General features: G+C 33.5%; 10 protein-coding genes and 1 other annotated feature. Of the genes, 8 read left to right on the forward strand and 2 right to left on the reverse strand.

Features of this window, described 5'->3' with window-relative positions; all coding sequences use genetic code 11:
• Positions 1–4: 4 nt before the first annotated feature.
• Both G5W_RS0113975 and G5W_RS0113980 read right to left on the reverse strand, forming a co-directional pair.
• Positions 5–544 (reverse strand): PH domain-containing protein, encoded by a 540-nt coding sequence (locus tag G5W_RS0113975; RefSeq protein WP_010097603.1) that lies wholly within the window; start codon positions 542–544, stop codon positions 5–7.
• A gap of 97 nt (positions 545–641) precedes the next feature.
• Positions 642–1,346 (reverse strand): BMQ_0737 family morphogenetic spore coat protein, encoded by a 705-nt coding sequence (locus tag G5W_RS0113980; RefSeq protein ID WP_010097605.1) that lies wholly within the window; start codon positions 1,344–1,346, stop codon positions 642–644.
• A 246-nt stretch (positions 1,347–1,592) separates the two neighbouring features.
• Between G5W_RS0113980 and G5W_RS0113985 the strand changes: the two genes are divergently transcribed.
• The 8 genes from G5W_RS0113985 to G5W_RS0114020 all read left to right on the forward strand — a co-directional run bounded on the left by G5W_RS0113985 (position 1,593) and on the right by G5W_RS0114020 (position 8,320).
• A complete protein-coding gene (locus tag G5W_RS0113985) occupies positions 1,593–2,669 on the forward strand; it encodes a hypothetical protein (RefSeq protein WP_010097606.1) in 1,077 nt (358 codons plus the stop codon).
• A gap of 1 nt (position 2,670) precedes the next feature.
• Positions 2,671–3,072: a M67 family metallopeptidase gene (locus G5W_RS0113990; protein ID WP_010097607.1), complete on the forward strand. Its 402-nt coding sequence runs from the start codon at positions 2,671–2,673 to the stop codon at positions 3,070–3,072.
• A 71-nt stretch (positions 3,073–3,143) separates the two neighbouring features.
• On the forward strand, positions 3,144–3,287 hold the full coding sequence (locus G5W_RS23815) for a hypothetical protein (RefSeq protein ID WP_010097608.1): 144 nt from the start codon (positions 3,144–3,146) through the stop codon (positions 3,285–3,287).
• A gap of 366 nt (positions 3,288–3,653) precedes the next feature.
• Positions 3,654–3,877: a binding site (T-box leader), on the forward strand.
• Positions 3,878–4,003: 126 nt separating this feature from the next.
• The gene (sstT, locus tag G5W_RS0114000) at positions 4,004–5,212 is read left to right on the forward strand and encodes a serine/threonine transporter SstT (protein ID WP_010097609.1); all 1,209 of its coding nucleotides are present in this window, start codon (positions 4,004–4,006) and stop codon (positions 5,210–5,212) included.
• A gap of 724 nt (positions 5,213–5,936) precedes the next feature.
• On the forward strand, positions 5,937–6,608 hold the full coding sequence (locus G5W_RS0114005; RefSeq protein ID WP_010097610.1) for a hypothetical protein: 672 nt from the start codon (positions 5,937–5,939) through the stop codon (positions 6,606–6,608).
• 82 nt (positions 6,609–6,690) lie between these two features.
• A complete protein-coding gene (locus tag G5W_RS0114010; RefSeq protein ID WP_010097612.1) occupies positions 6,691–7,695 on the forward strand; it encodes a hypothetical protein in 1,005 nt (334 codons plus the stop codon).
• Entirely contained in the window at positions 7,692–7,877 is a 186-nt protein-coding gene (locus G5W_RS0114015; protein ID WP_010097615.1) for a hypothetical protein, read from the forward strand. Before G5W_RS0114010 ends, G5W_RS0114015 begins: the two co-directional genes overlap by 4 nt.
• Positions 7,874–8,320 carry a hypothetical protein gene (locus tag G5W_RS0114020; RefSeq protein WP_010097617.1) on the forward strand — a complete coding sequence of 149 codons (447 nt, stop codon included), beginning with the start codon at positions 7,874–7,876 and terminating at the stop codon, positions 8,318–8,320. The genes G5W_RS0114015 and G5W_RS0114020 overlap by 4 nt, the downstream gene beginning before the upstream one ends.
• Positions 8,321–8,461: the final 141 nt, after the last annotated feature.

The raw sequence follows: 8,461 nt of genomic DNA on the forward strand, positions 1-8,461 counted from the left end.
CGTACTATCGTCCCCTTTCATTCGTTCCTCTTAGATGAATATCGTTTAAAGAATTCGAACCTTCCTTTAACTCGTCTCCGTAGACAAAACCATTTACACGAAATGTATAAGATAAATCTGATTTCCATTTTAGTTGGAAATTAGGAAATGAAATGGTCGAACCCGCATCTAAGGATTGGATTTCATTAGGTCGTAACCAATACTCATGTTTCTCCTTTGAGTCATTTATCCTTTCCCAAGCCTGTGACATTTTTTTCTTCTGTATTGAATCCTGATATACATATTTTCCAGAAAAATCAAAGTCATTTTCAGATTCAATTCGAATACAGATGAAAGGATTATTCAATACGTGCGTTCCCACATTGCGAATATGAAAACTTCCGATACAGAAACTATCAAATCCACCGGTATGGGAGATATTTAAGGAATGGGTAAAATAGCTGATTATCTGCAAGTTATTTGGAGGATTGATATTCTGTACTAAACGGTTTATCTCTTTAATATAATCACGATTCATCTTTTTCCATTCTTCATACTTCTCCATTGCCGACAATACACCTCCAGTAGATAGGACCGTTCTCGATCTTTCTTTGCATAAAAATAAAAGAGAGGAATTCTCCTCTCTTTCAACTTATGCAACACTATTCTGCTGTATTACCGGTTTGCCTATTACCACCAACATCAAATGCATTTGGGAAAACCACTGGGCATTGTGGTGGGATAGTAGGTGCAGGGCAAGGTGGGAATGGAAGAATATCCCTTGGTTGACAGAACTCAGCCACAATTTCTAATGTTACATCAAAAGTGGATTGGATGCTTTGGCATAATCGTACGTTCACAGTTACATCAAGTACGTCAACATCTGTTGTTGTACCAGCATCACATACAGCTGTACAAACAAAGCAATTTAGGTCTGTGAATGTGACATCAATATCTGTTCCTTCCGGTGCGCAAAGAATTACTTGCTCACAACGCGAAAATCCCATTGTTCCTACTTCGACTGTCGCTCCACCTAGTTCTGGAATTAAATTGACAAATATCGTAACATCAAAGTTCTTGCGGATGTTCACAATTTGTAATGTAACCTCGGCACCATCTACAACGAATTCTTGATTCACGCGATCAAGAATATCAATTGGGTTGACCGGATCTGGTTCAACTGTACAGGTTACAGAATTGATGTCGATATCATCACACTCTAACTGAACGCCAGTAATAGGGTTTACAGGTAATGGTAAATCATCTAGAGATAAATCGAAAGTTGCTTCGTTTAATATCCAGTCATATACCTTCTCCGTATTAATACAGAGTAATTCCTGCCCTCCTGATAAGTTTCCTGCTTTCATTAAGAAAACACCTCCAAATAAAATTCAATCTTTACACTGATAACCTATGACAATGTATGGCAAATGGTTTGATTAAATAGCCTTTTTAACATGATATTTAGGAAAATAGGTGCATATCTTAAATAGTGGTAAATTTTAAGTCATCTATCTAATCATATCTGTGTCAAACATCTATTTGTATTGGTTTTGTAACCATTTGTACATATATAAATAAACTATTATTGAGCAGTCAGAAGGGTGACAAATATGTATCAATTTAAATTATTTAATGTTAGTGAAATTGATCAATTAAAGCAAGAACTGGAGGAGTATAAACAAGAACTAGCGTTTATTAATTCCAATAATAAACCTATTAAGTATTCGGAATTACGTCAGGATATTTATCATTTAGAAAGAAAATATTCAATGGTAAAAGGAGAATTAAAGCGTATGGAAATGCAATACGAGGAGCATATCAATCGTTATGAAAATCAAGCACAACATATAAACTCTAGAATAAATTCTATTGATGCCTCTATTAATCAACTAAAACAGGATATTTCTTATATTAAAGACGAAGTAAAAGGCCTTCCCTTTCAAGAACTTATTAACAAGATAGATCAAGTTATTGAACATACTGATGCTAATCTCTCAAAGGTAAAAAGTAGCATAGCCAATCAGGACTACACCTTTTCACAAATTAAAGAACAACTTACGCCAAAAGAAATATCACAAAAATCACAAAATGCCTCCCCTCAATCAGAATACCGTCGGGTTCAGAATATATTACAATCCATCACAACAGCCAAAGGTGCACCACTCCAAAATAATAAAACAATAAGAAATAGACCAGTCCCAACAACTAGAGCCGGTATGAACAAAGTATCCTATCACTCCAATAGCAATGTTGGGAATAACACCGTCTCCGTAACCCAAGGTGGTAAAAGTTTTATTAATTCCCAATTTGAATTCAACAAGAATATTATCACGAAAAGACCATCACCACCACGCAAACAAGAGGTTATAAAGGAGCAAGAGATTATAAAAGAACAAAAGGAGCAAAATAATGTAACACCTAGACCCAATATTCCAGAAACAGTAGAAGCCCCGACTGTTCAATCAAATCCGACAGAAAAAGTTGAACCAGAAATCGTCGTCGAAAATCCCAAAACGGAAATTCCTTCGGTAACAAATACAATGAAAGCAAATCAAACAGATCTTACTCCAGTACAACCCGAAAAATTCAACACAGATGAAGAGCGAGAAAATAAACCTTCACAAGAAACAGTTAAAAACGAGTCATCCAAACGATCTTCGTTTTTCTCTTTCTTCAAGACAAAGTGATATGAAGGCGCATCTAATCCCACAAGAACTTTATTATCAATTACTCCAGAATTGTAAAGATGAGCTACCATATGAAGCTTGCGGATTATTAACAGGAACACAGAACCTTATTCGATCCATTTGGCCGTTAAAAAACGAGTTAAAGTCATCTAATCGATTTTTTGTTCATCAGGATCAAGTACAAAAAACACTTGAAACCATCAGTAGCCTAAACCAGCAAGTGAAAGCAATTTACCATACTCACCCAAATACGGAGGCCATCCCTTCTAGTATCGATATCGCTAACCATATCAATCAGGAAGTAGGGATGGTTATCATTTCTTATAAGTCTTCAGAGCCAATCATGAAGTGGTATAAAATTGATGGTTTGAACTATACGGATTGCCCTTTTGTTGTTTTATAGAAATATCCGTCCATTCCTTCCCTTCAAAAAGGAAATATATTATAGCAAACAAAGAAGGGAGAACGAGTAGTATGAAGGCTACCAATAGTATTAAAACAAAGAACCAAAGCTCAAGGCGTCCAATAGTTATTCGTGGTCAACAGCTAAGGAAATCGCCAACTATCAGAACAAAGGGTTGTGGGTGTGGTTGGAAGGCATACGGGAGTCAAAATTAACTTTTCACCTTGAGGCTACCGAAACGCTTAGCCATTCTTATTAGGAAAACTCGCATTTGCTTGTCCTTTTGCGATAGCGTTAGTTTTAATTATGCAGGCGAGGTAGGATTACTATCTTAATCTGTTAAAAAAGGCGCTTTCTCTAGCGCCTTTTATTATTCTAATTTTGTGTTGCGTTAGGACAACTCTTCATTATCCATATTCGATAGTATCCATCATCATTTTATGAAGTATATCCAACCATCTAAACTTTTTTTGAAGCGTTTATTGACTGATGGGACAAGGGACCTGTCCCCATGTCTCAAAAAAAGGTATTGCTATATTTACTTAGTTCTTATATGATAGTGTATAAATTTATAGATTTTCTTAAAGGCGTTTGTAGAGGACATGGATTATTTTTACGGTTTAACAGAGAGGGAAGGTTAGCTGAGAGCTTCCTAAATGACGGGAAATAATTTACCACCTTGTAGCTGTATTGGGGAAATGTTAGTAACCAGTACCGTATTTGCTGCGTTAAAGCAACTGAAGCCAAAAGTTACGTAACTTATGGAAATTTGGGTGGAACCACGGGTAACACACTCGTCCCTTTCTAGGGATGGGTGTGTTTTTTATATATAAGGAGAACATCTAACACCAGAAAAGGAGGTATAGATAGGAAGTCTATTTTACAGTTTTAATTTGTATTATATAAACTAAACGAAATAGGAGGGGAAGAAATGAAAAAGCTACTACTTAGTTGGAACAATATTAGCTTAGTGAAACGAATTATTATTGGATTAATCATTGGGATAGTTTTAGCTCTCACTATTCCAGAGACAGCCAGTTGGGTTTCCATCTTTGGGTCGTTATTTGTAGGTGCTCTAAAAGCAGTTGCACCAATACTTGTCTTTGTAATTGTCATCCACGCCATTTCTAGACATAAAAAAGGGAACAAGACTAATTTGAAATCTATTATTCTGTTATATGCCTTAGGTACGTTTCTAGCCGGATTAACCGGAGTTATTGCTAGCTTCTTATTTCCAGTTACACTATCACTCACTGCAGGTGCTGAAGATTTGACACCTCCTAGCGGCATAGTAGAAGTAATCGAAACATTATTATTTAATATCGTTGATAACCCAATTAATGCTCTACTGAATGCAAACTATATTGGCATTTTAACTTGGGCTATCCTAATCGGAATAGCATTAAGAAGTGCAGCAGATACAACTAAAACTATGGTAGAGAATCTTTCTAATGCCATATCTGTAATCGTAAAATGGGTAATCAACCTAGCTCCAATCGGCATCATGGGGTTAGTATTTGATGCGATTGCAACAAGCGGTTTATCTGCTCTATTAGACTATGGAAAGTTACTGGTTGTTTTATTAGGATGTATGCTCTTTGTAGCACTTATTGTTAATCCATTAATTGTATTTTCTTTCATTCGAAGAAATCCGTATCCACTAGTTTTAACTTGCCTAAAAGACAGTGGTATTACAGCATTCTTCACCCGTAGTTCAGCGGCAAACATACCTGTCAATATGAATCTCGCTGAACGACTAGGACTAAATAAAAACACATATTCCGTTTCCATCCCACTTGGGGCAACTATTAACATGGCAGGAGCCGCTGTAACCATTTCAGTCCTAACGCTAGCAGCCGTTCATACACTTGGCGTCGAAGTCGATATACCAACTGCAGTTATTCTAGTCGTCCTATCAGCAGTATCTGCTGCAGGTGCTTCTGGCGTTGCCGGTGGATCCCTACTACTAATCCCACTAGCATGTAGCTTATTTGGAATATCCAATGACGTAGCCATGCAAGTAGTCGGAGTAGGATTCATCATTGGAGTACTACAAGACTCATGCGAAACAGCACTAAACTCATCATCAGACGTCTTATTTACTGCGACTGCAGAGTATGCGAAAAAAGAAAAAGCATAGTTAGTCATGTGAGAAAGAAATGAATCTTCCCAAAATAATGGTTGAAATTAAATTGTAATTAGTAGGCTGGTTTGGATTTAATATTGAATTGAACTCATTCCAGCCATTTTGCTATTGTCATAAAATATACTTCATTATCTAAATTCAGTTTTTCAAAAAAACACAATGTCTCCCTTAACATTAAATTCTTTCCCTACTCATTCATTAAACATTTTAATTCTTTTAGTTACCTAATAACTAGGCTCCATCTATGTATAATGAATAATTTGAACTTCTCCATATTCAGTTTTTCGATCTCTTTATTGTTAATCTTCTACTAACAATCTGTATATTGAAGGTAGTTCAAAGGATCACTTGAAAATATATTTGGACTATATTATTACAGTGAGCTACTCAAGTAATATCTAAAGATTTTAATTAGAACAAGAGGAAGATTGAATCTTAATAATTAGTTTCAGTATCCATAATAATAAAGTGATAGTCTAGAAATCAGATTGGGTCTGATATGTATCTATTTTAGGAAGGTCTCCTTAGTCAGCTAAATTAATAATGTTTACTAAAACTTTCAAAGCAAAGTACATTATTATAATGAACATACTACCAATTAGGTGTTTCAAACTAATCTGAATATTAATAATTGCAACTAAAATACCATTTACATTAAATGATATAAAGTGTAGTATAAGTTGCGTACAATAAATTCCAAATATTGGAGGGGAATATGTTGAAGAAGTTGTATCATGTCTCACTTTGCTTGATCATGGCATTAGGAACATTATTAATAACTCCTAATAATCAAGTGAATGCTCAGGAGAAAGTAGATTTATCAAATGTCAGTGATGAACAAATGCCCATTGAAGTTAGAGAAATACTAGAAAAGATTAATTCTGGTAACGTAACAGGTAATTCCAAGGATGGATTTACAGACTACAATGAAAGTTTAATAGCACCTAGTGTAGCATCAATCCCACAACAAAAATACAACTCACAGAATTTTGGACATTCCAATAAGGGTATGAGTGTAATCCAAGTAAAGATGGGGGTTCCAGGTTTCTGGCAAAGTCTGTATCAAAATAAGTACGATGGTTGGGGATATACTAGCCAACAAAACGGATCGTACACGCCAAGTAAAGCTATTGCAACAGTAACAGCATCCGCAACCGGAGTAATCCCAAACATTTCGACCAGTGGCAGCAGTTGGGGTTTATTTAATACAACTAAGCAAGTTGGAAAAGATACTGGTGTTTGGAGCAAAAGAAAATATGCACAGGCATACTTTGATAATGTGAGAATCCAACACATATCAAACCTAACAGTAAAATTTGAAGTGAAATCAGAATTACATTACGCATCTGTTGGTAGTCGAACCGCCTCAACGTCAGTAAGATTTTTTTAAACTCACTATAGCTTGAAAAGGGTCTCCTGATTTAATGTTTAGGAGACTCTTATATATTTTACCATTAAAGGGGAATTTCAATTTGCGTAATTTTTTTATGATATTTTCAATATCCTTTCTAATATGTACCTTTCTAGCTGGATGTAGTGAAAACGATGATAGTATACCAGAATTATTAGATGACAATTGGGAGAAAAAAACCATAACAAAAATTGTAGAAAACGGTTATGCTGACGGAATGTTTGTTGATTACTCAGAGGCAAATAAAATAAGTTATACTATGGATGATCTTTGGAGAACATTGGAGATATACAATTCTATTGGATATAACTACCAACAAGACCTTTTATTGGAAAAAATAATTAATTTGGAATTAAATGGTTTAAAGGAAGAATTGCAATTTAGTTATTTATGTTTTAAATATTTGGATAACGGGTGCAGTATAGAAATTGAAATTAATCCTACTATTGAAGAAATCCTTAATAGCGAATATGATACAATGGAAACTTTAGACTTGGTTTATTTTATCGTTTCGTATTATTATGATAATATTAATAATAATTCAAAAATTAATATCATGAAATGGATTGAAAGCAACGCAACAGTAATAAAAAAAGATATTGGTTTAATTTATACTGTTTTATCTATTCAAGATAAAATGGGAGTAGAAATTATTGAATTTGAAAATAGAGAACTATATAAACATTTACTAAAAAATACAATTGAAGAGCCAGACTCAGACTTAATTGAATTATATTACTTATATTTCATTAATTATTATTTACAAAATGAAATTGATGAAAACTATGTATTCACAGGAGTACTCAAGTATTTTGATCAAGATAGTGGTTTTTCACTTTCTAAACATTATTATCTTGATGCTAATTTGGGGACTTTCATAGCAATCAACATATTGAATGAAATTGGAAAAATAGGTAGTTTAAAAAAAGATATTATGACTATTGCAGAGAAACTAGAAACTAATTATGGATTATTTATTAATAAAGAAAATATTCCTACTGGTACAATTGAAGAAACCATAATGGGTTATTATGTTCTTCAAATACTAGGTGAAGTTAAAAAGTGAAAAACACAAAATTAATTAATCAATATAAAGATAATGAGATTAGTTGGTTTTGGACCTATTACGACTTAGTACAGGCTGGTAAGAATGTTTCAGAAGATGAAATAAAAATTATTAATGATAGACTAAATATTTTTGAAAAGAGTTCATTGTTTCTAGTCTATCAGACGAAGTTTATAAAATGATGTTAGAATCTAGTGGAATGTTAAATGAGATAGAATATTTTACGAGAGTTGGTCAATTATTAGACTATCCATTTCAAAAAGATTATAAAGAAAAAGTAAAGAAAATTGTAATAAACCTTATTGAAATTGCATCCGAAGACAATGCGGATATAATATCCAATGTTCTTTATTTAGATTCAGAACTCAATTTAGATATAGATTTCACAGATGTAAATAATTTAATTAACGAATTGTCAGATAAAGAAAAAACAAATAACTTTTTTGAAAATTATAGCATTGTTAAGCTGAAGAAACATGTGAATAAACTGGAAAAATCTGAGATTCTTAGTCTATTTGAAGACCATATGAATTCCCAAGGGGGAGTGAATAGCGATAGTACTGATAAATCATCTGATACATTATTTACTGTTTTTCTAATGCTCTCATTAGCTAGCAATTATTAGTAAATCCCATTTATCTATTTTATTTCGAGGTGATGTACATGGACTTAGTGGACCTATTTATAAATCTCCTTTTTTCCTAATAATTCTCTATACAATTTCATGGTTTGCAAGAAAATTAAAAATATAGAAGATATTGTTAAA

It is taken from the genome of Ornithinibacillus scapharcae TW25, assembly GCF_000190475.1.
In the GTDB taxonomy this organism is placed as follows: domain Bacteria; phylum Bacillota; class Bacilli; order Bacillales; family Amphibacillaceae; genus Ornithinibacillus; species Ornithinibacillus scapharcae.

Coding starts and splice junctions, on each gene's coding strand:
- G5W_RS0113975 (WP_010097603.1), bottom strand. CDS start 544: ATGGAGAAGTATGAAGAATGGAAAAAGATGAATCGTGATTATATTAAA.
- G5W_RS0113980 (WP_010097605.1), bottom strand. CDS start 1,346: ATGAAAGCAGGAAACTTATCAGGAGGGCAGGAATTACTCTGTATTAAT.
- G5W_RS0113985 (WP_010097606.1), top strand. CDS start 1,593: ATGTATCAATTTAAATTATTTAATGTTAGTGAAATTGATCAATTAAAG.
- G5W_RS0113990 (WP_010097607.1), top strand. CDS start 2,671: ATGAAGGCGCATCTAATCCCACAAGAACTTTATTATCAATTACTCCAG.
- G5W_RS23815 (WP_010097608.1), top strand. CDS start 3,144: ATGAAGGCTACCAATAGTATTAAAACAAAGAACCAAAGCTCAAGGCGT.
- sstT (WP_010097609.1), top strand. CDS start 4,004: ATGAAAAAGCTACTACTTAGTTGGAACAATATTAGCTTAGTGAAACGA.
- G5W_RS0114020 (WP_010097617.1), top strand. CDS start 7,874: ATGATGTTAGAATCTAGTGGAATGTTAAATGAGATAGAATATTTTACG.